This window comes from Streptomyces sp. BV286 (assembly GCF_019090165.1).
Taxonomy (GTDB): Bacteria; Actinomycetota; Actinomycetes; order Streptomycetales; family Streptomycetaceae; genus Streptomyces.
Genome location: NZ_JAHRIB010000172.1, coordinates 17,194 through 42,012, shown reverse-complemented (window position 1 = coordinate 42,012; position 24,819 = coordinate 17,194). Strand labels below are relative to the sequence as shown.

The 24,819-nt window shown below is 67.1% G+C and carries 24 protein-coding genes and 3 pseudogenes; 19 read left to right on the top strand and 8 right to left on the bottom strand.

Features of this window, described 5'->3' with window-relative positions; all coding sequences use genetic code 11:
- Nucleotides 1-105: 105 nt before the first annotated feature.
- A complete protein-coding gene (locus KUF83_RS31425; RefSeq protein ID WP_217458389.1) occupies nt 106-624 on the top strand; it encodes a pyridoxamine 5'-phosphate oxidase family protein in 519 nt (172 codons plus the stop codon).
- Nucleotides 625-667: 43 nt separating this feature from the next.
- The gene (locus tag KUF83_RS31420; RefSeq protein WP_217458388.1) at nt 668-1,108 is read left to right on the top strand and encodes a VOC family protein; all 441 of its coding nucleotides are present in this window, start codon (nt 668-670) and stop codon (nt 1,106-1,108) included.
- 163 nt (nt 1,109-1,271) lie between these two features.
- On the opposite strand, the gene KUF83_RS31415 is transcribed toward KUF83_RS31420, so the two are convergent.
- Nucleotides 1,272-1,841 (bottom strand): DUF4231 domain-containing protein, encoded by a 570-nt coding sequence (locus KUF83_RS31415; protein ID WP_217458387.1) that lies wholly within the window; start codon nt 1,839-1,841, stop codon nt 1,272-1,274.
- A gap of 37 nt (nt 1,842-1,878) precedes the next feature.
- Nucleotides 1,879-1,968, bottom strand: a pseudogene (locus KUF83_RS43080) (glutamine synthetase); the annotation flags it as partial.
- Between KUF83_RS43080 and KUF83_RS43075 the strand changes: the two are divergent.
- Nucleotides 1,932-2,221 (top strand): annotated as a pseudogene (locus KUF83_RS43075) (hypothetical protein); the annotation flags it as partial. The pseudogenes KUF83_RS43080 and KUF83_RS43075 sit on opposite strands and share 37 nt — an antisense overlap.
- On the opposite strand, the gene KUF83_RS31410 reads toward KUF83_RS43075, so the two are convergent.
- The 3 genes and pseudogenes from KUF83_RS31410 to KUF83_RS43070 form a co-directional block, all read right to left on the bottom strand.
- Nucleotides 2,172-4,709 carry a tetratricopeptide repeat protein gene (locus tag KUF83_RS31410; RefSeq protein WP_217458386.1) on the bottom strand — a complete coding sequence of 846 codons (2,538 nt, stop codon included), beginning with the start codon at nt 4,707-4,709 and terminating at the stop codon, nt 2,172-2,174. The pseudogene KUF83_RS43075 and the gene KUF83_RS31410 overlap by 50 nt on opposite strands.
- Before the next feature lie 206 nt (nt 4,710-4,915).
- Nucleotides 4,916-5,401, bottom strand: a complete 486-nt coding sequence (locus KUF83_RS31405; protein WP_254644653.1) for a hypothetical protein — start codon at nt 5,399-5,401, stop codon at nt 4,916-4,918.
- Nucleotides 5,402-5,646: 245 nt separating this feature from the next.
- A pseudogene (locus KUF83_RS43070) lies at nt 5,647-5,733 on the bottom strand (glutamine synthetase); the annotation flags it as partial.
- A 259-nt stretch (nt 5,734-5,992) separates the two neighbouring features.
- Here KUF83_RS43070 and KUF83_RS31400 point away from each other — a divergent pair.
- The 3 genes from KUF83_RS31400 (at nt 5,993) to KUF83_RS31390 (ending at nt 9,653) form a co-directional block, all read left to right on the top strand.
- The gene (locus tag KUF83_RS31400) at nt 5,993-7,738 is read left to right on the top strand and encodes an ATP-dependent endonuclease (RefSeq protein ID WP_217458385.1); all 1,746 of its coding nucleotides are present in this window, start codon (nt 5,993-5,995) and stop codon (nt 7,736-7,738) included.
- Between the two features lie 119 nt (nt 7,739-7,857).
- Complete coding sequence (locus tag KUF83_RS31395; RefSeq protein ID WP_217458384.1) at nt 7,858-9,093, top strand: helix-turn-helix domain-containing protein; 1,236 nt, start codon at nt 7,858-7,860, stop codon at nt 9,091-9,093.
- 104 nt (nt 9,094-9,197) lie between these two features.
- Complete coding sequence (locus tag KUF83_RS31390; protein ID WP_374106211.1) at nt 9,198-9,653, top strand: flavoprotein; 456 nt, start codon at nt 9,198-9,200, stop codon at nt 9,651-9,653.
- Between the two features lie 216 nt (nt 9,654-9,869).
- On the opposite strand, the gene KUF83_RS31385 is transcribed toward KUF83_RS31390, so the two are convergent.
- Entirely contained in the window at nt 9,870-10,265 is a 396-nt protein-coding gene (locus tag KUF83_RS31385) for a GntR family transcriptional regulator (protein WP_217458382.1), read from the bottom strand.
- A 581-nt stretch (nt 10,266-10,846) separates the two neighbouring features.
- Between KUF83_RS31385 and KUF83_RS31380 the strand changes: the two genes are divergently transcribed.
- The 11 genes from KUF83_RS31380 (at nt 10,847) to KUF83_RS31330 (ending at nt 20,481) form a co-directional block, all read left to right on the top strand.
- Nucleotides 10,847-11,113, top strand: coding sequence for a DUF6284 family protein (locus KUF83_RS31380; RefSeq protein ID WP_217458381.1), 267 nt, complete (start codon nt 10,847-10,849; stop codon nt 11,111-11,113).
- Nucleotides 11,110-11,973, top strand: coding sequence for a protein spdB (locus tag KUF83_RS31375; protein ID WP_217458380.1), 864 nt, complete (start codon nt 11,110-11,112; stop codon nt 11,971-11,973). Before KUF83_RS31380 ends, KUF83_RS31375 begins: the two co-directional genes overlap by 4 nt.
- Nucleotides 11,973-12,350 (top strand): RRQRL motif-containing zinc-binding protein, encoded by a 378-nt coding sequence (locus KUF83_RS31370; RefSeq protein WP_217458379.1) that lies wholly within the window; start codon nt 11,973-11,975, stop codon nt 12,348-12,350. Before KUF83_RS31375 ends, KUF83_RS31370 begins: the two co-directional genes overlap by 1 nt.
- A gap of 28 nt (nt 12,351-12,378) precedes the next feature.
- On the top strand, nt 12,379-12,933 hold the full coding sequence (locus KUF83_RS31365) for a hypothetical protein (RefSeq protein ID WP_217458378.1): 555 nt from the start codon (nt 12,379-12,381) through the stop codon (nt 12,931-12,933).
- Nucleotides 12,934-13,028: 95 nt separating this feature from the next.
- Nucleotides 13,029-15,146: an ATP-binding protein gene (locus KUF83_RS31360; RefSeq protein WP_217458377.1), complete on the top strand. Its 2,118-nt coding sequence runs from the start codon at nt 13,029-13,031 to the stop codon at nt 15,144-15,146.
- A 203-nt stretch (nt 15,147-15,349) separates the two neighbouring features.
- Complete coding sequence (locus KUF83_RS31355) at nt 15,350-15,658, top strand: hypothetical protein (RefSeq protein ID WP_217458376.1); 309 nt, start codon at nt 15,350-15,352, stop codon at nt 15,656-15,658.
- A gap of 16 nt (nt 15,659-15,674) precedes the next feature.
- A complete protein-coding gene (locus KUF83_RS31350; protein WP_217458375.1) occupies nt 15,675-16,010 on the top strand; it encodes a hypothetical protein in 336 nt (111 codons plus the stop codon).
- Nucleotides 16,011-16,099: 89 nt separating this feature from the next.
- Nucleotides 16,100-16,954: a bifunctional DNA primase/polymerase gene (locus tag KUF83_RS31345; RefSeq protein ID WP_217458374.1), complete on the top strand. Its 855-nt coding sequence runs from the start codon at nt 16,100-16,102 to the stop codon at nt 16,952-16,954.
- A gap of 2 nt (nt 16,955-16,956) precedes the next feature.
- Nucleotides 16,957-18,429, top strand: coding sequence for a virulence-associated E family protein (locus KUF83_RS31340; RefSeq protein ID WP_217458373.1), 1,473 nt, complete (start codon nt 16,957-16,959; stop codon nt 18,427-18,429).
- Between the two features lie 461 nt (nt 18,430-18,890).
- Nucleotides 18,891-19,133: a helix-turn-helix domain-containing protein gene (locus tag KUF83_RS31335; RefSeq protein WP_217458372.1), complete on the top strand. Its 243-nt coding sequence runs from the start codon at nt 18,891-18,893 to the stop codon at nt 19,131-19,133.
- A 79-nt stretch (nt 19,134-19,212) separates the two neighbouring features.
- On the top strand, nt 19,213-20,481 hold the full coding sequence (locus tag KUF83_RS31330; protein WP_217458371.1) for a site-specific integrase: 1,269 nt from the start codon (nt 19,213-19,215) through the stop codon (nt 20,479-20,481).
- A 75-nt stretch (nt 20,482-20,556) separates the two neighbouring features.
- Here KUF83_RS31330 and KUF83_RS31325 read toward each other — a convergent pair whose 3' ends face one another.
- Nucleotides 20,557-21,918 carry a glutamine synthetase family protein gene (locus KUF83_RS31325; protein ID WP_217458370.1) on the bottom strand — a complete coding sequence of 454 codons (1,362 nt, stop codon included), beginning with the start codon at nt 21,916-21,918 and terminating at the stop codon, nt 20,557-20,559.
- Nucleotides 21,919-22,227: 309 nt separating this feature from the next.
- On the opposite strand from KUF83_RS31325, the gene KUF83_RS31320 reads away from it, so the two are divergent.
- Entirely contained in the window at nt 22,228-23,427 is a 1,200-nt protein-coding gene (locus tag KUF83_RS31320) for a globin domain-containing protein (RefSeq protein ID WP_217458369.1), read from the top strand.
- A gap of 136 nt (nt 23,428-23,563) precedes the next feature.
- On the opposite strand, the gene KUF83_RS31315 is transcribed toward KUF83_RS31320, so the two are convergent.
- Nucleotides 23,564-23,995 carry an Rrf2 family transcriptional regulator gene (locus KUF83_RS31315; RefSeq protein WP_217458368.1) on the bottom strand — a complete coding sequence of 144 codons (432 nt, stop codon included), beginning with the start codon at nt 23,993-23,995 and terminating at the stop codon, nt 23,564-23,566.
- A 153-nt stretch (nt 23,996-24,148) separates the two neighbouring features.
- Between KUF83_RS31315 and KUF83_RS31310 the strand changes: the two genes are divergently transcribed.
- A complete protein-coding gene (locus KUF83_RS31310; protein ID WP_217458367.1) occupies nt 24,149-24,817 on the top strand; it encodes a DUF3105 domain-containing protein in 669 nt (222 codons plus the stop codon).
- Nucleotides 24,818-24,819 lie beyond the last annotated feature (2 nt).

Below are 24,819 nucleotides of genomic sequence, written 5' to 3'. Positions count from 1 at the left end.
GCGCGGACCGATGAATTCCGCCGCGGACCGGGGTCTGCCCTTGTGGGAAACCCCCGTGGTCCGCCGAGGACCACCCGCAGTCCACCAGGTCCAGGAGGAGAGCTCATGGAACCACGGTCCGAACTGGATGCCCGGTACAGCGACGAGACCGCCACCGCCCGCCCCTGGTCCGAGGCCGAGGCCCTGCTCCGTGAAGCGGAGCTGTTCTGGATCTCGACAGTACGGCCCGACGGGCGGCCGCATGTGACACCGCTGCCCGCGGTGTGGTCGCGGGGCGCGCTGCACTTCTGCACCGGCCCCGAGGAGCGCAAGGCACGCAACCTCGCCCTGAACCCGCACGTCGTACTGACCACCGGCACCAACACCTGGAACGAGGGGTACGACCTCGTGGCCGAGGGCGAGGCGGTCCGCGTCTCCGACGACGACAGGCTGCGCGAGCTGGCCGCGGCCTGGGAGAGCAAGTACGGCAGTTTCTGGCACTTCGAGGTGCGGAACGGGCACTTCCACCACGGTTCCGGCAAAGCCCTCGTCTTCTCGGTGGCGCCCGGGACCGTTTTCGGCTTCGGTAAGGGGGAGCCGTTCAGCCAGACCCGCTGGCGGTTCGACCGACGCACGACCTGCTGACTGACGTACGACCTACTCATCGCGTACGACAAAGGAGTCGTCCATGGACATGGCCTTCGAAGTGATGGTGCTGCCGGTCTCCGACATCGACCGGTCCAAGGCCTTCTACCAGGACAAGGTCGGCTTCCACGTCGACCTCGACCAGGAGGTCATGCCGGGTACCCGCGTGGTACAGCTGACGCCCCCGGGCTCCGGCTGTTCGATCGCGCTCGCCCAGGGTGTGCCGATCCCGACGGGTACGCCCCAGCCGGGCACGTACCACGGCATGCAGCTGGTCGTGGCGGACGCCAAGGCGGCGTACGAGGAGCTGACGGCCCGGGGCCTGGAGGTGAGCGAGCCCGTCCAGTACGCCCCTCAGGACGGCGGCACGTTCATGCACTTCACGGACCCGGACGGCAACGGCTGGGCCATCCAGGAATTCCGCGAGCGCGCCACGAAGCCCTTGCACCAACTGATGAAGGATTCGTCGGACCAGGCGCGGTAGACGCCGTAACCGGGCCTCTCCGGCCCTGAAACGTCGGCAATCGCCAATGGTGCCCCGCGCCTCGCAGAGGGCGCGGGGTTGGGTGACATCCTCAGCGAGCCAGAAATCCGTCTCTGCCCAGGTGGGCCGCCAAACCTCAGCCTCATTACGCAGTCGACAGCATCTAATTCGTAGAGTTCAACCTTGGTGAAGTATTTTCAGCAGGCGCACTCGCGGAACGACTCACGCCGGACCAGCCGGCCAGATCCTGATCCAGAATTTCGTCGAGCTTCTTCATGATCTCAGATGCCACGAGCTGCTCGTCCTCACCGCTCGCAATGCGGTACCTCATCTCTCTCTTGATCTGCTGAAGTTTCGACAGAATCATGGATCTGAGCTGCCAGAGCTCCTGATCACGGAACAGGTTATTCCGAGCTGCCAGAATTCCGACAACCCCAGCAAGGGCAGTACTCGCCAGACCGAACCACGGATATTTCCAGGCCGCGCTGGCCACTCCCAGGACGGCGATCCCTGCATTAAGAGTCGCAACAAGAGTAATCACACCGCTTACTCTCATTTTAGAGAAATTTCGTATCCTGGCATACTCTTTCTCGTAGGATTCAACATAGTAGGAAACAACAGCGAGGCCCCCTTGGCCTACAGGCGGATCAGAAGGGGCTTTCATGCCACCCGACCTGAACAACACACTGCCCCAGCCGGTCTTTTGCGTCTCAGAGTGAGCTGATTCTCCCATGCTTCACGACTCCGCTCTCTTGGCGCTCGACCTGCCGCTACGGCACAGGCAGATTCTTCCGCAGTTCGAAGGCCGTCACCTCGCTGCGGCACTCCTCCCGCTCCTGGCGCTTGTTGCGCAGGAACCACCGGCATCAAGGCGGCCCACGCCGAACTGACCGAACGCGGTCTTGAGGTGTCCGAGCCGAGGTCGTACGCATTCGACGACGGCGCCACGTTCATATACTTCAAGAACCGGACGGCAACGGATGGGCGCCCAGCAGTGACCGATCCGGTCGTCCGCCGACGCCGACGGGCGGCGGTTCGGATCGAGCGCGCGGACAACCGAGCGTCAGGGAAGCGGGTCTTCTTTGGTGGACCGGTCATCGGCCTCCTGCTTGACCACTTGTATCGCTGTGCCACCCCCGTTTCTCGCATATACGCCCGCCTGCCGCGCGACATCGCCGCTCTCGAAAGGGCCCATCGACTGTGGAGTGCCGTCGGCCGCACGCCAGCGCAGGAAATAGGCGGACTTTGAGGCGGACGGCGGGGACGTAGTCCTGTGAATACGACCGTGCCATGACCTGGCATCTCCCCCGCGGAGCTGGAGCACACTGCGGAGGTGCGCGCGCGTCGCCACAGTGGCACGGTCCTTCTGACCAAACAACCGCTCGGTGTCGTCGAGCAGTACCTCCAGCATGGAGGCCGCGTCGGTCAGGCGGCCGGCCCGCTTCAGCCATTCAGCGATGGCACCCCGGACCGCGAGCGTTTCACGGTGATCCGGGCCGAGATTTCGTTCGATGTCATCGCGAGCCAAACGCAGTGCGGCCACCGCGTCCGTTCGACCGTCCTCCTGCTCACGCTGAAGTGCGAGGTGACGGCGGAGAATGCTGATGGATGCCCCATTGTTTCCGGCTCTCACTCTGCGGGCCGCGATATGACCTTCCAAAGCAATGACTGCCTGGGATTTCGGCTTCCCTTTCGCCTGCTTGGGTACGCTCTTCGCAGTGCCGGATGCAGCGGCGCTGTGGGGACCGTCACGAGATTCCTCGGCCTGCTGCTGGCGCTTCAGCTTCGCAACCAGTCGTACACAGTGCGTAAGCGCGCGGCTGGTGCGTACGGTCTCGGAATGTTCCGGGCCCAGTGTGCGATTCAGGATGGCAAGAACTTCTCTCAGCTCCACCTCCGCCAATGGACTCTCTCCCGTGTCGAGCATGTGCATGGCCAGTCGGCGGCGGATGAAGAGAACTTGGGAGTGCTCGGGCCCCAGCGCCCGAAGCTGAATGGCGTACAGCTTCCGCAATTCGGCGATCGCGGATCCGGGATCGCTGGCACTGAGATGCCAGTGAATGAGCATGCGGTGGGTGGCCCACGTGTCGGAGTGCTCCGCGCCCAGCACCTGCGTCTGATCGGCGAGTAGTGAACTGGTGGCAGATATGGCCGCGTCCAGATCTCCCGACCGGCCGAGCCACTCGGCGATGTTGCTTCGGATGGTCAGCGTGCCGAGGTGGTCGGGGCCTCGGCTCCGCTTCCAGTCGTCGAGCAGATGGGTGGCCGCGGTGATCGCCCCCATCCGGTCCCCGGTGCGAAAGCGCGAGCCGATCAGGTGACCGCGGATGGCGAGCGAGTCGGGGTGATCAGGGCCGAGGCAGTCCTCGGCGACGTTCTGCAGCTTCTCCCAGTAGTCGATCGCCGAAGCCAACTGTCCAGCCCTGCCCAGGCTGCGTCCCGCCCGTAGCAACACGTCATGGGTGCCCGCCGACCAGAGGATCGATCCCGAATTCCTGTGCAGCGCCTCGGTGTTGGCTCGAAGTACCTCACCGCCCATGTCCGCCTCGACGGCAGGCCAGGCCTCCAGCAGTGCCTGCGCTGCCGTCTCGGTGATCCGGCCGAACTCGTCCCCGGCCGCCACGGACTCGTCCCGGGTGGCCCGCTGAATGAGACTGTGGACTCGCAGACTGCCTTCCACGAGGTCGACGTCGACGAGGCTCAGCCGCTGCAGGCACAGCATCGCTTCGCGGGCGGTTTCGGGCAGGCGGGCGGTTGGCCCCAGGCAGGCCAGGGCCGCGGGGCTGGTCAGCACAGGGAGGGGGATGCCGTTGGGGTTGAGCATGCTGGCCAGTCGGAGCATGGGACGGGCCAGACCGACCGGTTTGAGCTGATCGGCCAGTTCGATCGACAGCGACCATGTGGCGGCCACGGTCGAGCGCTGCTCGTCCGGCAGCGCTCCGTCCTCGGGAAGAATCTCCGAGAGCGCGCTCCGCCGGTCGGCCAGTCGCCTTCGATACTCGCCGCAGCCCATACGCCGGTCAGCCATGTAGGCGGTGGCTTGCGCGAGGGCGAGCGGCAGACAGCCCAGATCCGCGGCGAGTCCCCGGATCTCCTCAGGGTCGTCCCGTATGTCGCGTTCGGCGAACTTGGCAACGAGGTAGGCCGTGGCCTCTTCCGGCGTGAACAGACCGACGGTGATGAACCGCCGCCGGTCGTGGGCCAGTGCGGCATCCTGACGTCGTGTGGTTACCACCACACGCCCCGTTGGGTGCTCCGGGGGCCACAGGCTCCGCAGATCACCAGGGTCAGCGAGGTCATCCAGTACGACAAGCCAACGGCGGTCAGTGACCTCCAGCCAGATCAGGAAGTCCTGGGCGGCCTGTTCAGGATCTCCACCATCCGCACCGGCCAGCTTCCGGCCGGCATGCGCGTAGCTGGAAACGATCGCGTCCCGGTTGCCCGCAGTGACCCAGACCAGCAGATCCACCGTGCCGGCGCTCCACTGATGGCGCGCGTAGCGAGCCGCGAGCTGTGTCTTGCCGACACCGCCGGTACCCGACAGCACCTGGCACAGCACCGCCGTCCCACCGTCGGCCATTGCCGCGTCGAGATGGTCCACGGCACTGCGATGCTGGAAACAGTGCGCCTCCGCAGGGATGACACCCATCCGGTACGGCCATGCCACAGGCTGCCGTTCGGCTGCGTACTGAACGACCTGAGCGGCGTAGCCCACAGCGATGCTCTGGTCGCTCGCGCTGACGACGAGACCGTTCTCCCGTGCGGTACCTGGACGAAAAGCAGGAGGGCCGCTTATAGCCGGTCCGGTCAGCCCTGAACCGGATCCGGCTTCGGAGGGGAACCGATCGCCGCACCTCCGTTGATCACTCCTGCCGCGATCGAACCGTCCTCGGCGCGGATGTCCAGGTTCCCGCCGACGGCCAGCCCACCCGGTCCGGCCGACACCGACCCCAACACGTCGGCGTGTTCGTCGAGCACGGCACGCAGTTCAGCGGCAACCTGGTCGCGTTCGTCGGCGCTCAGGCCCTCCAGGAGGCTTTCGAAGCGCGTCTGCCAGGACGACTCCTGACGAATCCTTACCCGCTCGGTCTCTCCCGGGCCGGCCCCCACGACAGCGACCGCTGTCTGATCGAGCCGTTCCAGTTCGGTGGCCTCACGCTGCGCGTCTCCCCGGCTGAAAAGCTTGGCGACCCTGCCCCGAAAACCCGCCCACGCGTCAGTACCCGCTGCCTGTACCACAGCGGTACCACCCGCCGCGGACAGCGCCATCAACACCTCATTCAGCACGCGCATGTCCTCACTGTCGTCCGTGACCGCTCTGTCACGCCGTGCGAGCAGCGTAGCGAGATGGGGAGTGGGCACAACGAGATTCACGGAATCCTGGCTGAGGCCCGCTGGACACGGGCGGCGATGCGGTGCCGGTCGGACCAGAGGCGCGTCCGGCGACGGCCCGGATCGGGTCAGACGCCATGGGGCCGACGGTTCGCAACCGTCGGCCCCACGTGTCGTTCTGGCGGGAAAACTGCAATGGCCTGCACCTACAGCACAGGCAGGTTCTTCCGCAGCTCGAAGGCCGTCACCTCGCTGCGGTACTCCTCCCACTCCTGGCGCTTGTTGCGCAGGAAGTGACGTCGGCCCGGAGCGACCTCCCGCGATCGACGTCGGCGCAGCGCTGACCTGCGGTCGGACAGTCGTCGTTGGTCGTTGTTGGTCGCTGTGGGCCACCCTCCGACGGCCCACAGACGGCCCGTCTCGCACGGCTTGAACCTCCTGCGCGCTCGTCACCTCCCTCTCCACGGGTTCCCGGGGTGCCCGGGGCCATGAAGCGCAACAATGATCCTGTCAGGATTGGTGATACCGAACGCGCCCAGGAGGCTGACACCCATGAGTCGAGTTCTTCTACGTGGATTCGGAGTTTCTAACTACCGCAGCTTCGGCCGTCATGTGCAACAGGCAGGGCCGTTCGCTGAGGTCAACCTCCTGGCCGGACAAAATAATTCCGGAAAGTCGAATTTCCTTCGATCCGTAGCCAAAGTGCTGAAGGGATCTGGACGTATCTCATTTGACGAGCTTGACACTCCTGAACACGCGGAGAGAGATGACTACTTTACGTACTCAATCCCAATCAGACTAACCCCGGAGGAGATTCGGAAGACCTTCCCGCAGCTGCCAGAGAGGATCGATCAGTCCCAGGCTGGCGCTTTCCTGCTCAAGCTAATTGAAAACCCAGAACTACATCCGAACGGCAGTGAATATACTTGGTTTCGCTTCACGGAGGAACGATCACTCGACCCGAAGCAGCTCGCATCGATAGCTCCTCCCGAGCTCTACAATCAGTCAATGCAAGCCAGCAATGACCTGACGCGCGGGTACAATCAAAATGACCCTGTCACCTCAACTATCGAGAACGCTAAAAACCTCCTTCAAAAAATCTTGACCGCGGAAAAGTTGAAGTTGCCGCCTTGCGTGACAATCGAAGCGTTTAGGAAAATAACCTCTGCGGACGCCGTGGAGTCTTATGACGGTACGGGCCTTCTAAATCAACTCCAACAACTCCAGAATCCTCCGGCAGTCTCTTACAAAGCGGACTCCGCTCGCTTCGTAGCCGTCAATGACTTCCTAAGAAACATTCTGGGGGACGCCGACGCGAGACTCGAAGTGCCGTACGGCGCCCAAACACTCAACATCCATCATGATGGAAAGGTGCTGCCACTAGAGCACTTGGGTACCGGCATCCACCAGGTGGTGATCCTGGCGGTTGCAGCCACAGTCCTTCAGGGGTCGGTCGTGTGCATTGAAGAACCGGAAGTACACATGCACCCTGAATATCAAAGGAAACTAATCAGATACCTGTACAGTCAAACCACAAACCAATACGTCATCGCTACGCACTCCGCCCACCTGTTGGACTATAAGAGGTCAAACATTGTCCATGTAACTCACGATGGAAAACAAAGCACGTTGGCGCCAGCCACTACGCCGGCAGAGCTTTCGGAAGTGTGTGTCGACCTCGGCTATAGACCATCAGACATCTTGCAAACAAATGCGATCATCTGGGTCGAGGGTCCATCCGATCGAATCTACCTTCAACATTGGATCTCACAGCTCAATCCGGACCTGATTGAAGGCCTGCACTACTCAATCATGTTCTACGGAGGGAGGCTTCTCAATCATCTCACCGTAAGCGATAACGAGGTGACGGACTTTATCGAGCTTCGCCGCTTGAATCGGTACACCTCTATCATCATCGATAGTGATAAAACATCAGGTAGAGCCAGAATTTCTCCGACAAAGAAGAGAGTGATTGACGAGTTCGAGAGAGACCTAACCACGGGATTCGCCTGGGTCACAGAGGGATACACGATCGAGAATTATGCGCCCTCTAAGCTTCTTGCGGCGGCAGTAGCTGACGTACACCCTAATGCCCCGAAGTTCACATGGAATGGAGACCGATGGACCAATCCACTTGCACTGCGTAAAACGTCAGGCGACCTATTCCATCCAGACAAAAATAAGATCGCTCGGACAGTATGCAGCGGCTGGGGTGAGCTCCCTGACCAGAAATCTCACCTGTCGAAGCAGCTCGCTAAAATAATTCAATTCATCGAAGCAGCGAACCACACTGCGTGAACGTTGCGGTGCCAAGAGATCCCCACCCTGACAAACTGTCAGGGTGAGTGAACCCGGGGGCCGCCAAGCTCTCTGTACCGCTAGACGGTCCCCCACAACTCCGCAGGAGGCAGCACGCTATGCGTGGTCTTGGAGATCACCTCAGCATCGGTGAACGGATCGCTTTCTACCGCAAGCGTCGCGGCTACACCCAAGAGGTGCTTGCCGGCCTGGTCGGACGTAGCACCGACTGGTTGGCGAAGATCGAGACAGGGCGCCGGAAGCCTCCCCGGATCGACATGCTCGCGGAGCTGTCGCGCATCCTGCGTGTGCCCCTCGGAGACCTTCTCGGTCAGACCGTGCTCATGGAGGACGAAAGGCAGCAGGACGACGTTCCGGCCGTGCGCGACGCCCTCATGAGCCCACGCCGGCTGTCTCGCCTGCTCTTCGGCCCTGAGGCTGAGGTGCAACTCCCCACACCTGCACCCGTGGCCGTGCGTGTGGAGCAGGCGTGGAACGACTACCAGAGCGGGCGGCTCGGCAGCGTCATCGCCGCGCTTCCCGCGCTCCTCCAGACTGCACAAGAACTGGAGGAGCGAGCTGCACGGCGCGGCGAGGACCGTAGCGACTGCTGGGCAGTATCGGCACGTACCCACCACCTCGCAGCAACGACGCTCGCGAAGATCGGTGAATCGGACATCTCATGGCTCGCTGCCGAGCGCGCAATGCGTGCTGCGGACGAGTCTGACAACCCGCTCGTGTTGGCGTCTGCCGCACGGTCCGGCACGCACGCCCTGTTGGCCAACGGCCGGTACGACGACGCGTTGGAGCTGGGCAACACGGCCGCCGCATGGCTCTCGTCTCAGGTGACCGACTACGACCCTGCGGCACTGAGTCTGCTGGGGATGATCCATCTCCGAGCCGCTGTGGCAGCGGCCCGCCACCAGGACCGGCCCACGGCAACCGGTCTGCTGGATCGAGCCGAGGAACTCGCGGATGACCTTGGCTCGGATGAAAACTACTGGCAGACCAGCTTCGGGCCCACGAACGCCCTGCTTCACCGTCTGTCGGTTGAACTGGACCTCGACAATGTGTCGTACGTGGTGGAACACGGCCGGATCAACGTCGACCACATGCCACAGGAACGCGGCGTGTCACACCGCATCGACTTCGCGCGTGCCCTGTCGCTCAACGGACAAGGCGATGAGGCGTTCACGGAACTCCGCACGGCTGAGCGCACCTCGCCTCAGCTCGTGCGCAACAATCCCAGGGTGCGCGAGACACTGCGAGACCTGATCAAGCAATCACCGGTCACCGGTGGCTCGCGATCGTCCGAGGTGTTCGTGATGGCTCAACGGTGCAGGGCGGTTCAGTGAGTTCAGGCAAGCGCGGGGTGCTCGGAGTCGTCGGGTCCGCAGCCGGAGGCGTAGAGGTGTTGCGCACCGGCCTGGTCGAGCCCGCGATGGAGCGAGGATGGCAGGTGGCAGTCACTCTGACGCCGACGGCAGGCCAGTGGCTGCGGATGAGTGGCGAGGTCGAGCAAATGGAGAAGCTGACCGGCCTGCCCGTGCGCGATGAACCGCGCTTGCCCGGCAAGGCCCGGCCGCACCCGCCGGCTGACTGTTACGTGGTAGCCCCTGCGTCGGCCAACATGGTGGCCAAGCTCGCCACGGGCCTGATGGACAACCAGGCGTTGACTCAGGTGGGCGAGGCGATCGGCACCCTCGGGTTGCCCGTAGTCGTCTTCCCTCGTGTGAACGCGGCGCACGCTCGCCACCCTGCATGGCAGCACCACATCGACACTCTCCGAGCAGGGGCCGTGCGCATCGTCTACGGCCCCGACGTCTGGCCGTTGTACGAGCCGCGCGAAGCGCCGGCGGGGCGTGACCTCCCGTGGGAGGCAGTGCTGGACGCCGTGGACGAAGTCACTCGATGACGAGTCGTCAACCCTCCTGATCTGCAAGGAAAGAGGACCCGGACAGACTGTCCGGGTCCTCTGCCGTTCCCGGCCACATGCTCATTGGCATGTCAGGGATCAATGAGCGAAGCGGCGAGCTGGAAGGCATGACTCCTGCTGAACTCGCTTTGATCAAAGCGAGTTTGAGCAAGGCGCGCGTCAAGGTCCAACGACTGCTGAGGCGCGCGGACGAACTCACGGCGACGGTGGAGTCTCGCTACCCACGAGCCGCTCAAGCCGGTCTAGACGCTCCCCGAGCAAGTGGAGGGCGTCATGAATCGTGCTGAGCTCTGCCGCCAAGGCCGTGAACGCCGGGCTACTACCCGGCTCGGTGCCGAGGGGCACGGAGGGATCACGGACGAACGTTCCGCGGCCCTGCTGAGTGAGAACCAACCCCTCGTCGCGGAGTTGACCGAACGCGCTCTGAACAGTCATGAGCTGCACGCCAAGTTCCTTGGCGAGCTTCCGAGCGGCTGGGAGCTGGACGCCCGGCTCGTACTCGCGGTCGGGGCCCGTGATCTTCTCGCGGAACTCCGCCGCGATCTCCTTGGCCGTGGGCGTCTGCTTGGGCGCTTCGGGGCTCTGGTCCATGGCTTCGAGAGTAACCGGACCTAGGTCAATCTCTGATCCGTCTTCGCATCCCCTTGACAGCCAGATTGACCTAGGTCAATCTGAGGTCAGGACAGCGCGGCGGGCCCGGAAGGGCTTCACCGGCTGTGTTCGCAAGTGCTTGACCTGCACGAATCGCAAAGGGCGGGGACGCTGCAATCCCGCTAAAGGCCAGATGAACAGGGCTTCGGCCCGACTGGCGAGGTGGCCCGGTGACCGCGAGCAACGGCCGGCGTGTGGGGACGTAGTCCCCCTTGCAGTGCAATTCCTTGCCCCTTCGATCTTCGGGAGTCCAGATGCGTCAACGACAGCCTTGGGCGTCGCCGTGATGGACCGGTCGGCGTCGCCTGGGCGGTAGCTCGGTCCACCTTCTCTTCCAGCCTTCGCGGCGGCTCGTGCTGCGTCGGTTGCCTCCTCCGGCCGTCCGGTCCCGCATCTTGCGGAGGCCGTACGGGCGGGGCGCGGGGAGCCGGATGTTCCGACCCCAACGGCAAGCGCCCCCGGTGCTCTAACACCGAGGGCGCGGTTCGGGCCGTTGCCACCTTGCAGGGAGAACACGACCCATGAACTCCATCGTCACTGTTCAGGCGCTTGTTACCGCCGCTGAGTTCGACCGCGAGCCGACGTCCGCGGAGCTGGACGCGATCGACCGCGAGATGCCCGTCATCCAGGCGAACATCGAGCTGCTGGACGCACAGATCATCACGCTGGACCGCATCCCGACGGAGCTGGACGCGCGGCGTATCCGCCGGGCCCACCGCAAGGTGCTGGCCGCTCGCCGCACGCTGGCGAACACCGCCGCGATGCAGGTTCCGGGGGTGGGCGCATGAGCGCCAAGACCGTACTGCCCGCCGTCGCGATGACGGCCGTGTCCATGGTTCTCACGCTGGCTGTGGTGGTGATGTGGCTCGGCGGGGCGATGCCGTGGCCGGTCGCCCTCATCGTCGGTCTCGGGATCGACGGCGGATGGCTCGCCACCCTCGCCTACGAACGGCGCCTGGCCGCGCAGGGCGACCACAGCAACGCCGTGACCGCCGTCGGCTGGTCCTTCGGCCTGGTTGCGACCGGAGTCCTGATCGCTCACGCCCTCACTGGCGAGGACAACCCGGGTGCGTGGCTGGCCGTGGCCTGGCTGCCCATCGCGGCCAAAGCCCTGTGGCTGGTCCACGGGCTGTGGGAGCGCACCGCCCTCACCCCCAACGCCCTCGGGGCGATCCGCGGTATCCAGCAGGAGGCCCGTGATGAAGCGGCCGTGGCCCGCGCCCGGTTGCGTTCTGAGGCCGCGACCGAAGAGACCCGGTTGACGGCCGTGACCGAGGCCGGCGCCCGCGTCGCCCGCGTCCAGGCCAAGACCGCACAGAGTCTGTCGCGGGCGTGGTCGACGCTGGAATCAGCGCGTGAGGGCGAAGACACCGGCAGGGCCCTGACCAGCGTGACGGCCCGCGTCACAGCCGACGTCACGCCCCGCTGGGAGCTCCCCGTGTGGGGCCCGGTGGAGCCGGTTTCCGCGTTCCGGCTGGAAGCGGCACCCGCCCTCACGGATGCGGCGCTGGATGCGCTGGTCGATGAGATCCGGCACAGCGAGTCGCCCGCACTGTCCTACCGGGAGATGGCGGTGCGCTTCCGCGCGGCCGGCCACTCCGCCTCTGAGGTCCGCCTTCGGGCGGCGTGGAAGCGGATGGTCGCCTGATGCCCGGCATCTACGCCCAGTGCTTCGACCCCACCGGTGCCCGTCACGGCATCCCCACCTACCCGTGGCGGCTCGCCCCCGACGAGGGTCTCGCGACCCGCCGTCAGCTCCGCGCGAAGGGTCTGCGTCCGGGTGGTCAGCCGATCCAGGCGCAGGTCATGCGGGTCAACCGGCGGCGCGGCACAGTCCGTGTCGCCTATCTCTACCGCGAGGACCTGGCCAAGCCCGTCCGGCCGATGACGTCGCGCAAGTGGGGTGCGCTCGCGTTGGCGATGCTCGCCCGCCGCACCTGCCCGCGCTGCCGACTCGATGCCGGGTACTGCATCCCGACCTCGCTCGGCATGTGCGGCACCTGCCTCACCCACCTCCCCGCTTGACCTGCGGAAATTCGAGACGGAGACACGTGTGAAGACCACTGTGAGCACGCACAAACTCCCCGGATATGGCGCCACCCTCCGCACCGCGAAGCGGCTGACCGAGCAGGCAGTCCGGATCGTCAACCGGGCCGTTCCCGGCCGGATGCCCGACGTTGAGGTCACCCTGACCACCGAACGCGGCATGGCCGAACTGGCCGCCGCCGCCACGCTGGCCCTGGTCGGCAGCACCGACCGCAAAGCAACCTCCCGGGCGGAACGCGAGGCGAAGCAGGTGGCGCGCGGCGTTCTTGCCTGTGCGATCCCACGCCCCGACGGAAGCGCGTTGGTGCTGGTCATCGCCGACAAGCACCGCGACGACGGCGAGTTCGCCGTGACCCTCGTCCACGAACTCGTGCACGCCATGCAGTTCAGCCGCAAGGACGTCGTCGAGCGGCTCGTGCGCGACAAGCGCGACGCCCTGGGTATCGAGCGCCAGTCCCGCCGGCAGGCCCGCGAGTTCCTGCACCTGCTTGAGCAGGACGAACGCGAAGCGCACGGCAAAGAGCACCTCGCCCGCCAGATCGTTCCCGCCGCCGCTGCCTGACCCGCCGCCCCGCGCCTGTCTGCGCGGGGCGGCCCACCCTCACCGTTCTTGCCCTTACCGCCCCCGGACCTGGGGGAGTCGAGGAGACCTCAAGCATGTCCGAGAACGTCATCAACCTGCGCAAAGACACCAATCTCCCTGCCCCGGTCGCGTCCGTGACCACACTGACCGTGGTCCCCGACCCGCCGGCCGCTCCCGTGGTACCGCTGTGGGTGCGCTCCGGCCGCGCCGTGAAGACGGCCGTTACGCACGACCGCACCAAGACCGGCGCCCGGGCACTCGCCCGCCACAGCCTCTACGTTGTGGGCGGGGCACGGATCGCGGCCCGCCGGACCTGGGACGGCCGTACCGCCGCCCGCTACGAACGCCTCCTGCGTGCCGCCGAAGCGCAGGGCAACTACGAGGTGGCCGCGGAGTGGGAGGAGCGCGGGCAGCGCTTCCGTGACGCGCGGCACCGCCGCCGGATGGACCTTCTCACCTCACCCATCGACGCGGCCAAGGGTGTGCTGGTCGGGACGGGGATGGGGATCGGCTCGCTGGTCGCCCTCGGCATCGTGATGGCCATTGCGACGAAGGACGTCACGCACGTCGTCACGCCTTTGATGGCCGTGGTCGACTTCATCAATCTGCTGATCACCATCGTCCAGGTCGTCTGGGGACCCGCGCTGACGATCGGCCCGTTCCTCGCGCTGCTCGCGCTGTGGGCGGTCGGCAGCAAGCAGCAGGCCGCCCCCGCATGGGCCCTGCCCGACAACGTCCGCAACGGCGAGGGCGAACCGATCACCCCCTCGATCGTCGTCAAGGCCCTGCGCGACCTCGGAGTGCCCGCCCTGCGCAACGCCATCAAGGACATGGGCGACGCCGGCGCGAGCATGCTCGGTCCGATCCGGATCGCCGGATGCGGCGTCGAAGTCGACGTCACCCTGCCCTCCGGGGTGTCGACGAACGAAGTGCAGGGCAAGCGCCGCAAGCTCGCCGAGAACCTCACCCGCCATGAGCACGAGGTGTTCATCGCTATCCCGCAGGCGGCCCGCACCGTGCGGCTGTGGGTAGCCGACTCCGGAGCGCTCGATGAGCCGATCGGCCCGTCTCCGCTCGTCACGGACGAGACGATGACCGCCGACTACACCAAGGGCCGCGCCCCCTGGGGACAGGACCTGCGCGGCGATGCCGCCCTGCTGAGCCTGTTTCAGCGAATGCTGCTGGTGACCGGCATGTCCAACCAGGGCAAGACCGCCGCCCTGCGTGCACTCGCGCTGTGGATCGCACTGGACCGCACGGTCGAGTTCCGGGTGGCCGACCTGAAGGGCGCCGGCGACTGGGCCATGTTCGACGGCCTCGCCACCGTCCTCATCCAAGGGCCCACGGATGAGCACGTGATCGAGGCGACCGAGATGCTGGAAAGCGGTGTGGAGGAGATGAACCGCCGTCTCCAGGCCCCGCCCGGCACCGCGTTCCCGCCGCTCATCCTGCTGGTCGACGAGGCACAGGTCGCGTTCATGTGCCCCGCCAAGGACGAGGACAAGCGACCCTATGGCGGGTCCAAGGCCAACTCCCGGTACTTCATGGCCTGCCGCAAGGTCCACAACCAGGGCCGCGCCGTGAACGTGCTGCTGTGGCAGGGCACCCAGGACCCCACCGACCAGAACCTCCCCAAGCTGGTCCGCGAGGGAGCCCACACCCGCGCCTCCCTCGCGCTCGGTACCGAGTCGCAGGCCCGCATGGCCCTGAGCGACAAGGCCGTCGACGGCGGCGCCGCCCCGCACCTGCTACGCCCCGGGCTCGACAAGGGAACCCTGGTCGTCGCGTCCGACGGCATCGAGATCCCCGCCGGGCAGGCATCCATCACGGTGCGCACGCACTACATCGACACCGACGCGGCCCACGCCATCGCCGACCGCGCCAAAGCACTCCGGGACGGCGTCACCACCCTGCACGTCATCGAACGGGGCGAGGACCGCGACCCGCTCACCGACATCGCATCCGTGGTCGGCACCGCCTCCCGGGTACGCACCCAGGACGTCATCAAGCGGCTGTCCGCCCTCAACGCAGACGCCTACGGCGACTGGTCGTTCGGTGACCTCACCCGCGTTCTCGACGGCACCGGAGCCGAGCCCTACAAGTCCGACGGCGTCATGGTCATCGGCCGCGACCGCCTCACCCGCGCCCTCACCAACCGCGACATCGACGGTTCCGCTTCTGCCGCTGAGTGACAGGGAGCCGACCGGTAGCGGGGCAGGGAGGCAGGGAGAACTCCCTGAACCCCTCCCTGGCCCGCATCCCTGGACCTGACCTGCACAAATGATCTCTCAGGGAGTCAGGGAGGCCCGCAGGTCAACACCCCTGAAACCCGCTCCACACGCTCACCTCAGGGGGTGCTTCCGCCTCCCTGAACCATTCCGAGAAGGGATTCCGGATGAGCCACCGTGACCCGCCGGGGATCATCGCCCCGCACATCCCCGCCGACGCCTACCGCCGCGCCGAAGCCACCGGACAACCGGTCGTCATCGTCGTGCAGAGCACCGACCGGACCGGCCGGCCCCTGCGCCACTACCTGTACCCGCTCGCCATCGCGGGCGCCGGCGTCATGGGCGTCTTCGGCCTCGTCGCCGCGTTCCTCGCCCTGCTCGACTTCGCCGCACAGACCGCCGCCACCGTCGGAGGCGTCGCCGGAACGCTCGGCATCGGCGGCATCAGCCTCAGGCTCTTCGGCTCCAAGCGCTGACAGGAGACCACCACCCATGACCCGCCTCCCCACCCTCCACGGACCGTTCCCCACGCCGGAGCAGGCGTACGCGAACGCCCCCAGCATCCTCGACGAGATCGGATGGACCGCCCGCACCCTGGCCAACCTGGAGTGCTTCACCGAGCTGGACCGGGACTTCTACCTGCGCAAGGCCGCACTGCTCGACCGCATCGCGCTGCTGGACGAGCCCGACGCCCCCTGCGACGCCACCGAAACCGCCGTTGCGGCGGCCCGCTACCTGGCGGACATCGACCAGCCGGACGTGACCTGCGACCCGCGCGCCTACGTCCGCCATCAGTACGCCCTCAGCTTCACCGCCGACGGCCAGTAGCTACGCCGAGGGCGGCCCCCCATTCCGCCAAGAACCCGGGGCCGCCCTTGCCAACCAGCCCTCTTCAGACCTGTTGGAGGCCTCCCAGCATGACGCAACCCACCGACATTCGGCGAGTGCCCGCCGCGCTCACACTCGCCGCGCACGGCGTGCCCGTGCTGCCCCTGCGAGCAGGGAAAGGCCCATTCGGCAACTGCCGTTCCTGCGCCCGGAACGTGTGCGGCGGCCGGCCGAACATGCGGACCCCCGGGCCCTGCGCCTGCCCGTACCCCTGCCACGCGTGGGCCGCCGCCACCACCGACCCGCACACCCTCAACTCCCCGCAGTGGGCGACCGCGTGGCGTACGGCCGCTGCGGTCGCCTACCACCCCGGCGGGGCAGGGCTGACTGTGGTCGACCTGGACGACGCGGCGGCCATCGAATGGGCCCGCGCCACCCTGCCCGCGACGCGCACGGTGGCGACGACGCGGGGCGAGCACTGGATCTACCAGGGCGTCATGCAGTCCGTGAACGCGGTCAGGCCCGGCGTGGACATCAAGTCCCTTATGGCGTACGCCCGTTGGCTCGGACCCGGCACCGGCACCACAGCCGCTATCCCCGCCGTGGTGCGCGCGCTCGCAGTAAAGGAGACGTCCCCCGCCCGCAGGGCGCCACAGGCCGTCACAGTGCCCCTGAGAGGTCAGGGCGGGGCGTGCCCGCATCGCACGCCCGCCTATCTGGACCGTGGCATTGCCATGGCCGTACAGCGCATCACCGAGGCGTCCAGCGCGGTGCATGCGACCGTCTACCGGACGTTCCTCGCGGTGCTGTCCACGCACGGCCGGTGCGGCTGCCTCACCGACACCCACGCCGCGCGGCTGTTCACCGCCGCGCAGGCCAAGGGCGAAACCGTCCGGCACTGCACCGACGCGTGGACCAACGCCCGTACCGCATTGGGGCTGTAGCCATGTCTGAGGACGAGAAGGACCCAGCTCGCAAGGTCATCACCGACTACGCGCAAGCGCACTTCCGGTACTTCCGCACCGCCGACGGAACCGTGTACGCGCAGAAGAACGCCCACCCCGTGGCCCGTCCGATCCGCTCCCAGGGCACCACGGGCAGCCACCGGCAGGAACTCATGGTCGGCCTCTTCCGCGACGGGGCCGGCGTGTTCAACGGCAGTGCACTCAAGGAGGCGTTGGACTTGATCGAAGCACTCGCCCTGACCGAGGACGTACAGCCCGTCCACATCCGCGTTGCCCCGGGATTCGACGGCGCGACGTGGCTGGACCTGGGCCGCGATGACGGACAGTCCGTCCGCATCCACCCTTCGGGCTGGGACATCCTCACCCCCGACCCGCGCGAGGTCTGCTGGCGACGCACACAACTCACCGGCGAACTGCCCCTGCCCGTCAAGGACACCGACGGCAAGGGCATCGACCTCCTGATGAGGCTGTGCAACTTCGCCACCGCAGAGACCGAGTGCCTGGCCATCGCCTGGCTCATCGGCTGCCTCGGACCGTCCGTGCCCGTCCCCGCGCCGTTCCTCACCGGACCGCAGGGCGCGGGCAAGTCCACGGGCGGGCGGATGCTCGTGCGGATCATCGAGGGCATGACCGGCGACCTGCGCCGCGCACCCAAGGACGAAGAGAACCTGATCGCGGCCGTGGCCGCGGGGTGGGTGACCGCGCTGGACAACCTGTCCCACATGACGCCGGACCTGTCCGACGCCATGTGCTGCATCGTCACCGGAGCCGAAAGCGTCAAACGCGCCCTGTTCACCGACGGAGACGTGTTCCGCGTCGGCTACCGCCGCCCTCTCCTCCTGACCGGCATCGACGTGGGAGTCATCCGCCCCGACCTGGCGGAACGGCTCCTGCCGCTGCGGTTGGAGCGCCCCCGGGTGCGGCGTACCGAGGATGAGCTGTGGACGGAGTACGCGGAGGTCCTGCCCGTCGTTCTCGGCTCGCTGCTGGATCTCACGGTCAAGGTCCGCGCTGTTGCAGCCGAGACTCCCACGGACCTGCGGATGGCGGACTTCGCGCACCTGTGCGCGCAGCTCGATGCCGCGACCGGTCTGGGAGCGCTCAGCGCCTACCGGGCCAGTCTCGATGACCTGAACGACGACGTGATCGAGGGCGACCTGTTGGCGCAGACCGTGATCGCGCACGCGGCGGGCATGGAGGCGGGCGCGGAGGAGCGGATGACGTCCACGCAGTGGCTGCACTGCCTCAGCCGCCTCTACGCGGGCGAGGAACTGCGCGCCCTGCCGAAGGGGTGGCCGACCACCGGAAAGGTTCTCTCCGACCGGCTCAAGCGTCTTCAGCCCACCCTCGCCGCCCGGGGCGTGATCATCGACTCCGGCCGTACCAAAGAGGGCCGCTACATCGAAATCACCCGACTCGCCCCACCCCCGCACGAGCAGGAACGGGCGTTCTGACCGGCTCGCCTACCGCATACAAGCAAGAGGAGCACCCCCGGCCCGGCGTGCTCCTCTTGCTTGTTCGCCGCCGCCGCGGCGGCCAAGGACGTGCCGCGAAGCGGCTCCTTCTTCACTTCCTGAGGCGCACCGCACCACCACAGAAACCCGCTCCTTTTTTCCTAAGTAGGGGAACGCTGCGTCACCTGCGTCACCCGACCCCACAAAACGGCGGGTGACCTGCACGGACGCGGGTGACGCAGACGGCATATCTCTGCGTCACCGTGCGTCACCTGCGTCACCTGCGTCACCGATGACGGACAGCCTGCGTCACCGATGACGCACACCCAAACCTCTGCGTCACCCCAAACCCGCAGGTCAGACGCGTGCATGACGCAGATGACGCGGGTGACGCAGAAATCCCCACCTCGGACACACACGCACCCCGAAGCCTGCCCCGGCCCGCGCACGGAGGACATGCCATGAGTACTGCACATGAACAGCCGGACCCGCGCGCCACGCTCCGCGCCGGGCTGCCGGACCGCTATCTCACCCCCGACGACATCGCCGGAATCTTCGAGGTCCCCAAAGAGACCGTCTACCAGTGGCGCAAGAAGCGAATCGGCCCGCCCGGATTCCGCATCGGCAAGCACCTCCGCTACGACCCCACCGACGTCCGCGCCTACGTCACTCAGCGCAAGACCGCAGACCACGCCGCCGCCTGACCCGACACCCACCGCAGACAGCAGGGAGAGCCGCTACCCGGCGGCTCTCCCTGCTGCGTGTTGAGAGGACCGCCGCCACATGGCAGGCCACATCCAAGACCGCTGGTTCAAGACCGAGACCAACGCGGCCGGCAAGGCCGTCCGCATCAAGAGCGACCGCCATGGAAGCGGCCTGCGCTACCGGGCCCGGTACATCGGCCCCGACGGCACCGAGAAGTCCAAAAGCTTCCCCGACGGACAGAAGCGACTCGCCGAGAAGTGGCTCACGAAGACGGAAGCCGACATGGACAGCGGCACTTACGTGGACCAGGCCGCCGGCCGTGTGACGTTCGGGCAGTACGCCGAGAAGTGGCTGAGTACCCAGACCACCGACTTGACGACCCGCGAGACGGTCACCTCTGCGGTTCGCGGTCACGCGATCCCATATATCGGGACGCGCCCCCTCGGGTCCTTCAAGCCTGAACACATCCGGGACTGGCTGAGCGAGTTGGAACGGGCCCTACCTGCGTCGTCGTACCGACGGGTGATCTACAACAGCGTATCGACGATCCTCAACGCGGCCGTCGATGACGCCCACCTGTTGAAGAACCCGTGTCGCGCGCAGTCCGTACGCCCTCCTGCGCCGGGAGCCGGCCGGGTAGTGCCGTGGACGGCTGAACGCGTCTTCGGCGTCCGGGAAGCGCTGCCGGAGCGCTTCCGCGCGGCGGTCGATCTCGGGGCGGGGTGCGGGATGCGGCAAGGGGAGATCTTCGGGCTACCTGTCGACGAAATTGACTTCGATTCCGGATGGCTGCACGTCGTGAATCAGGTCAAGGTGACGACCGGGGGGCTCGTGTTCGGTCCGCCGAAACGGGACAAGCTTCGCGACGTTCCCCTGTCCGATCGCGTGGCGGACATCCTCAAGAGCCACATGAAGGCGTTCCCGCCGGTCTCGATCACCTTGCCGTGGCTTCGGAAGGACGGCCGCCCGGTGACACGGCAGTTGCTGTTCACCCGCCTTGACGGTACGGGCGCGGTTCGGCGAACCGATTTCAACGACCGCGCATGGAAACCTGCTCTCGTAGCGGCCGGGGTGCTACCAGAGCCGAAGCCGGGCGAGCGTCACCAAGCCGCCCGCGAACACGGCATGCACGCCCTGAGACACTTCTACGCGTCGGTCCTGCTGAACGCGGGGGAGAACATCAAGGCGCTGAGCCGCTACCTCGGACACAACGACCCTGGATTCACGCTCCGGGTCTACACCCACCTCATGCCGAACAGCGACGCCCGCGCCCGCATGGCCGTGGACAGCCTGTATGACGGGGCCGATCCGGCGTCGGACGGCCCACAGACGGCCCAGGGGCAGTAAGACAGCGTTGGGCCGACGGTATGCGACCGTCGGCCCAATCGTCTGGTTGGCGAGAAAACCCGCTCTGACCTGCCCCTACAGCACCGGCAGGTTCTTCCGCAGCTCGAAGGCGGTCACCTCGGAGCGGTACTCCTCCCACTCCTGGCGCTTGTTGCGCAGGAAGAAGTCGAAGACGTGTTCGCCGAGGGTTTCGGCGACCAGTTCGCTGCGTTCCATGAGGGTGAGGGACTCGCCCAGGTTCTGGGGCAGGGGCTCGATGCCCATCGCGCGGCGCTCGGCGTCCGAGAGGGCCCAGACGTCGTCGTCGGCGCCTGGGGGCAGCTCGTAGCCCTCCTCGATGCCCTTGAGGCCGGCGGCCAGCAGGACCGCGTACGACAGGTAGGGGTTCGCGCCCGAGTCGAGGGAGCGGACCTCCACCCGTGCCGAGCCCGTCTTGCCGGGCTTGTACATCGGCACGCGGACCAGGGCCGAGCGGTTGTTGTGGCCCCAGCAGATGTACGAGGGGGCCTCGCCGCCGGCGCCGGCGGTGCGCTCGGAGCCGCCCCAGATGCGCTTGTACGAGTTGACCCACTGGTTGGTGATGGCGGCGATCTCCGCCGAGTGCTTGAGCAGGCCCGCGATGAAGGAGCGGCCGACCTTGGAGAGCTGGTACTCGGAGCCCGACTCGTAGAACGCGTTGCGGTCGCCCTCGAAGAGGGAGAGGTGCGTGTGCATGCCCGAGCCCGGGTGCTCGCTGAACGGCTTCGGCATGAACGTCGCCTGGACGCCCTGCTCCAGCGCCACCTGCTTCATGACCAGGCGGAACGTCATGATGTTGTCGGCCGTGGAGAGGGCGTCCGCGTAGCGGAGGTCGATCTCCTGCTGGCCCGGCGCGCCCTCGTGGTGCGAGAACTCGACCGAGATGCCCATCGACTCCAGCATGGTGATCGCCTGGCGGCGGAAGTCCATGCCGACGTTGTGCGGGGTGTGGTCGAAGTAGCCGGAGTTGTCGGCCGGGGTCGGCCGCGAGCCGTCCGTCGGCTTGTCCTTCAGCAGGAAGAACTCGATCTCCGGGTGGGTGTAGAAGGTGAAGCCCAGGTCGGAGGCCTTGGCCAGCGCCCGCTTCAGCACGTACCTCGGGTCCGCGAAGGACGGGGAGCCGTCCGGCATCAGGATGTCGCAGAACATGCGCGCCGTGCCGGGTGCCTCCGCCCGCCACGGGAGGACCTGGAACGTCGACGGGTCCGGCTTGGCGATCATGTCGGACTCGTACACGCGGGCGAAGCCCTCGATGGCCGACCCGTCGAAGCCGATGCCCTCGTCGAATGCCTGTTCCAGCTCGGCCGGGGCCACGGCCACGGACTTGAGGAAGCCCAGCACATCCGTGAACCACAGGCGTACGAAACGGATGTCGCGCTCCTCCAACGTACGGAGCACGAACTCCTGCTGCTTGTCCATCTTCCGCTTCCACCCAATCCTTGCTGGTCAGGCCGCCTGCTCCCGTCCCGTGGGAGGCGGTCGGGCACCTGAGCATCACACCACAACAGCGTTTCATGCGCGTTGCGGACCTTGATCGCCCCGTCGGCTTCCGGCTGAACGCCTCACGACCGGCGGGTGTACTGCTCTGTCGCCCATCTTGCCTGCTGAGTGCCGTACATGTAATGGCCGACCACTGCCGTCTCTCCGCCTCCTTCCCGCATCTCCCTTAATTTGCATCTCAGATGCAAGTTTTAATACCGTGCGGGCAGCCGAGTCCGAGGAGCCCTGATGCTGTCCGAGCAGTCCGCCGCCACCGTCCGCGCCACCCTTCCCGCCGTCGGCGGGGCCCTGGGAGAGATCAGCGACCGCTTCTACGCGAGGCTGTTCGCGGCCCACCCCGAGCTGCTGCGCGATCTCTTCAACCGCGGCAACCAGGCCTCCGGCACCCAGCGCCAGGCACTGGCGGGCGCCTTCGCCGCGTTCGCCGCCCAGCTCGTCGAGCGGCCGGACGAGCGGCCCGACGCGATGCTGAACCGCATCGCGCACAAGCACGCCTCCCTGGGTATCGCCCCCGAGCAGTACCCGGTCGTCCACGAGCACCTCTTCGCCGCCATCGGCGAGGTCCTCGGCGAGGCGGTCACCCCGGAGGTGGCCGCCGCCTGGACCGAGGTGTACTGGCTGATGGCGAACGCGCTCATCGCCGTCGAGAAGCGGCTGTACGCGGCGAGCGAGGCCACCGGCGGGGGCGGCCCGCGCACCTGGGAGGTCGTCGAACGCGTCGAGGAGACCGCGGAGGTGGCCACCTTCCTGATACGCCCGGCCGACGGCGCCCCCGCACCGGACTTCAGGCCCGGCCAGTACGTCTCCGTGCGCGTCGAGCTGCCCGACGGGGCCCGTCAGACGCGCCAGTACAGCCTCGTCGGTGCACCCGGCCCGGCCGTGCGCCGGATCGCCGTGAAGCGGGTGCGCGGCGGCGCGGCGCCCGACGGGGAGGTCTCGAACCACCTCCACGCGCGCGTGCGGGCCGGCGACACCATCGAGGTGTCCGCCCCGTACGGCGATCTCGCTCTCGACGACGCCCCGCGGACGCCGCTGCTCCTCGTCTCGGCGGGTATCGGTGTGACGCCGATGATCGCCATGCTGGAGCACCTCGTGGTCCGCGGACACCGCGCCCCGGTGACCGTGGTGCACGCGGACCGCTCCCCCGCCGAGCACGCCCTGCGCGACGAGCACGAGGCCCACACGGCGAAGCTCGCGGACGCGGAGGCGCACTTCTGGTACGAGCGGCCGGAGCCGGGCCACCCGGCCGACCGCACGGGGCTGGTGGACCTCTCCGGGGTGGCGGTCGCGCCGGGCACGCGCGCGTACCTGTGCGGTCCGCTGCCCTTCATGCGAGCGGTGCGCGGCGGGCTGATCGAGAAGGGGGTCGCGCCCGCCGACATCCACTACGAGGTGTTCGGGCCCGACCTCTGGCTCGCCCGGGGCTGACAGCGGAGACGGGACGTCGGCCACGCGCCGGCGACGCGACCGGGTCCGTGGCCGGCGCCCGAAGGCCTGGGCCCGCCGGACCCGGGCGCCGCGGGGCCTGACGCTCCCCGGGGCCGGGCACTCCGCGGGCCCGGCCCTACCGTCTCGTGATGCCCAGCAGCAGCGGACCGGTGGGGGCGGCGACCATGTCCGTGACGGTCAGCGGGTCCAGGGAGGCGTAGAAGGCCTCCTGGGCCCGGCGCAGGGCCCCACGCAGCCGGCATCCCGAGTGCAGGGGGCAGGGCGCGGACCCCTCGCAGTCGACGACGTCGCCGTCGCCCTCGAAGGCCCGTACGACCGCGCCGACCGAGGCCGTCCGTCCCTCCCCGGTCAGGGCGAGGCCGCCGCCGCGGCCACGGCGGGCGTCGAGCAGGCCGAGGTGCTGGAGCTCGGCGACCACCTTCGCGGCGTGCGTGTACGGCACCTCCATGGCGGCCGCGACCTCCCGGGTCGTCGGCGTCGTCCCCTCGGTGACGGCGAGCCGCATCAGGACGCGCAGTGCCAGGTCGGTGGATCGCAACAGCCGCATACCGCCAGCGTAAATAATGCGCATTCAGGGTTCAAATTATCGTCCGGGGTCCCGGCTTCGGCCATTCCTGCGGGCTCCCCGCCTACTCCGGCTTCTCCCCCACTACGATCAGCTGACCACTCCACTGCCTCTTTTCCCCAGAAGGACCACCCCATGGGTTCCGCCAAGAAGACAGAGACCACGTCGCGCAAGGCGCGGATAGAGGAGATGCGGCGCGCCGAGCAGGCCCGTGAGCGCCGCAACCGGTTCCTCACGATCACCGCCAGCGTGATCGTCGTCGCCGGTCTCGTCGCCGGTGGCGCGTTCCTGATCAAGTCGCAGGCCGACGACGAGAGCAGCGCGTCGAGCGACTCCAAGTCGGTGTCGGGGAAGTTCGTCACGGGCAAGGACGGCGTGAAGACGTGGAGCACGAAGCTCACGCAGAACCACGTCACGAAGAACGTGACGTACCCGATGGAGCCCCCGGTCGGCGGTGACCACAACCAGGTCTGGATGAACTGCAACGGCGACGTCTACGACCAGGCGATCAAGAACGAGAACGCCGTGCACTCGCTGGAGCACGGCGCGGTCTGGGTGACGTACAACAGCAAGGCGTCGGACGCCGACGTGAAGGCACTCGCCGCGAAGGTCAAGAAGACGCCGTACTCGCTGATGAGTCCCGTCGACGACCAGAAGGACCCGATCATGCTCTCCGCGTGGGGCCACCAGCGGACGGTGAAGGGTGCGAGCGACCCGGACGTCGCCAAGTTCTTCGAGACGTACGTCCAGGGCAAGCAGACGCCCGAGCCGGGCGCCGCCTGCACCAACGGCCTGTCGAAGTGAGG

Excerpts from the sequence above, each read along its gene's own strand:
- KUF83_RS31320 (WP_217458369.1), top strand. The coding sequence starts at position 22,228 with ATGCTGTCCGAGCAGTCCGCCGCCACCGTCCGCGCCACCCTTCCCGCC.
- KUF83_RS31355 (WP_217458376.1), top strand. The coding sequence starts at position 15,350 with ATGAGCCACCGTGACCCGCCGGGGATCATCGCCCCGCACATCCCCGCC.
- KUF83_RS31395 (WP_217458384.1), top strand. The coding sequence starts at position 7,858 with ATGCGTGGTCTTGGAGATCACCTCAGCATCGGTGAACGGATCGCTTTC.
- KUF83_RS31310 (WP_217458367.1), top strand. The coding sequence starts at position 24,149 with ATGGGTTCCGCCAAGAAGACAGAGACCACGTCGCGCAAGGCGCGGATA.
- KUF83_RS31370 (WP_217458379.1), top strand. The coding sequence starts at position 11,973 with ATGCCCGGCATCTACGCCCAGTGCTTCGACCCCACCGGTGCCCGTCAC.
- KUF83_RS31385 (WP_217458382.1), bottom strand. The coding sequence starts at position 10,265 with ATGGACCAGAGCCCCGAAGCGCCCAAGCAGACGCCCACGGCCAAGGAG.
- KUF83_RS31415 (WP_217458387.1), bottom strand. The coding sequence starts at position 1,841 with ATGGGAGAATCAGCTCACTCTGAGACGCAAAAGACCGGCTGGGGCAGT.
- KUF83_RS31400 (WP_217458385.1), top strand. The coding sequence starts at position 5,993 with ATGAGTCGAGTTCTTCTACGTGGATTCGGAGTTTCTAACTACCGCAGC.
- KUF83_RS31360 (WP_217458377.1), top strand. The coding sequence starts at position 13,029 with ATGTCCGAGAACGTCATCAACCTGCGCAAAGACACCAATCTCCCTGCC.
- KUF83_RS31425 (WP_217458389.1), top strand. The coding sequence starts at position 106 with ATGGAACCACGGTCCGAACTGGATGCCCGGTACAGCGACGAGACCGCC.
- KUF83_RS31315 (WP_217458368.1), bottom strand. The coding sequence starts at position 23,995 with ATGCGGCTGTTGCGATCCACCGACCTGGCACTGCGCGTCCTGATGCGG.
- KUF83_RS31405 (WP_254644653.1), bottom strand. The coding sequence starts at position 5,401 with ATGCGCGTGCTGAATGAGGTGTTGATGGCGCTGTCCGCGGCGGGTGGT.
- KUF83_RS31345 (WP_217458374.1), top strand. The coding sequence starts at position 16,100 with ATGACGCAACCCACCGACATTCGGCGAGTGCCCGCCGCGCTCACACTC.
- KUF83_RS31380 (WP_217458381.1), top strand. The coding sequence starts at position 10,847 with ATGAACTCCATCGTCACTGTTCAGGCGCTTGTTACCGCCGCTGAGTTC.
- KUF83_RS31420 (WP_217458388.1), top strand. The coding sequence starts at position 668 with ATGGACATGGCCTTCGAAGTGATGGTGCTGCCGGTCTCCGACATCGAC.
- KUF83_RS31330 (WP_217458371.1), top strand. The coding sequence starts at position 19,213 with ATGGCAGGCCACATCCAAGACCGCTGGTTCAAGACCGAGACCAACGCG.
- KUF83_RS31335 (WP_217458372.1), top strand. The coding sequence starts at position 18,891 with ATGAGTACTGCACATGAACAGCCGGACCCGCGCGCCACGCTCCGCGCC.
- KUF83_RS31340 (WP_217458373.1), top strand. The coding sequence starts at position 16,957 with ATGTCTGAGGACGAGAAGGACCCAGCTCGCAAGGTCATCACCGACTAC.
- KUF83_RS31350 (WP_217458375.1), top strand. The coding sequence starts at position 15,675 with ATGACCCGCCTCCCCACCCTCCACGGACCGTTCCCCACGCCGGAGCAG.
- KUF83_RS31325 (WP_217458370.1), bottom strand. The coding sequence starts at position 21,918 with ATGGACAAGCAGCAGGAGTTCGTGCTCCGTACGTTGGAGGAGCGCGAC.
- KUF83_RS31375 (WP_217458380.1), top strand. The coding sequence starts at position 11,110 with ATGAGCGCCAAGACCGTACTGCCCGCCGTCGCGATGACGGCCGTGTCC.